The sequence below is a fragment of the Nocardia harenae NBRC 108248 genome, assembly GCF_001612885.1.
Lineage (GTDB): Bacteria > Actinomycetota > Actinomycetes > Mycobacteriales > Mycobacteriaceae > Nocardia > Nocardia harenae.
In genome coordinates this window covers 1-1279 of sequence record NZ_BDBH01000025.1, presented here as the reverse complement: position 1 = coordinate 1279, position 1279 = coordinate 1, and the positions used below count along the sequence as shown (strand labels likewise).

The following is a 1279-nucleotide window of genomic DNA, read 5'->3' as shown; positions in this document are numbered from 1 at the left end:
TGAGCTGTCCCCCGTGATTGAGACCGCCTGGTATTAGAGTCCTGTTTGGCCTGGTGAGGGCCGAGAAGGGACACTGAGGGACATGGCAGGACGCAAGCGGCACTCCGCGGAGGACGTAGTGCGGAAGCTGCGGCGAGCCGACGAGCTGACCGCTGCCGGGAAGACCGGCGAAGAGGTCGCGGCCGAGATCGGGGTATCGGCGGCGACGCTGTACAACTGGCGCCGCCAGTACGGCGGTGTGGACGCCGACGCCGCCAAGGAGCTCAAGGAGTTGCGGGAGCAGAACGCCAGGTTGAAGCGCCTGTTGGCGGACGCGGAGCTGGAGAAGGACGCGCTGCGGGAGATCGCGAAGGGAAAATTCTGAGCCCGGCGGCCAAGCGGCGTGCTGTGGACATGCTCGTGCAGGTCAAGAGCCTGTCGCAGCGGTTCGCGTGCCGGGTCGTCGGGCTCCACAGATCGACCTACCGGCGGCTGCCCGCCGCAGCGACCCCGGCCGACCCCGACGCCGCTCTGCGGACCTGGCTGCGTGTCCACGCGCTAGGCAACCCCGGGCACGGGTTCCGCCGCGCCTGGGCGGGGTTGCGGTTCGACGAAGGCGCGTGCGTCAACATCAAGAAGGTCCACCGGCTCTGGCGCGAGGAAGGCCTGCAGGTCCGCGCCCACCATCCCCGCAAACGAGCCGGTGTCTCCTCGGTCCCGCCGATCGAGGCCGACGCACCGAAAGTGGTGTGGGCGCTGGATTTCCAGTTCGACTCCACCACCGATGGCCGGGCGGTGAAGATCGCGTCGATGATCGACGAGCACACCCGCGAATCCTTGCTGCACGTGGTCGAACGCTCGATCACCGCCGAGAAGCTCGTCGCCGAGCTCGAGAAGGTGTTCACCGCCACCGGCGGCCCGCCGCGAGTGCTACGGATGGACAACGGACCGGAGATGATTTCGACTGCGCTGCAACAGTTCTGCGCCGACCGGGTCGGGATCTGCTACATCCCGCCGGGCACACCGTGGAACAACGGGTACGTCGAGTCGTTCAACCGCCGGTTGCGGACCGAGTGCTTGAACCGCAACCACTGGACCAGTCTGCTCGAGGCCCGGGTCGTGATCGGTGACTTCAAGTCCGACCACAACCTGCGGCATCGGCATTCCGCGCTGGGATACCGGACCCCGGCCGAGTACGCTGCGGCCTGCACCCACACCCACCACCCGGTGGACTGCGGGACCAACTGAACACCCGAACGACATCACCCGACTCTGATCCCGGGTGGTCGCATCATCGGGG

General features: G+C 67.4%; 1 protein-coding gene. It reads left to right on the top strand.

The annotated features are described in order from the left end of the window. Positions 1 to 82 precede the first annotated feature (82 nt). Positions 83 to 1227, top strand: a protein-coding gene (locus NH2_RS27865; protein WP_157104011.1) for an IS3 family transposase whose coding sequence is annotated in 2 segments (ribosomal slippage) — positions 83 to 350 and positions 350 to 1227 — 1146 coding nt in all. Because the reading frame shifts where the segments join, the coding sequence is not laid out codon by codon here. Positions 1228 to 1279: the final 52 nt, after the last annotated feature.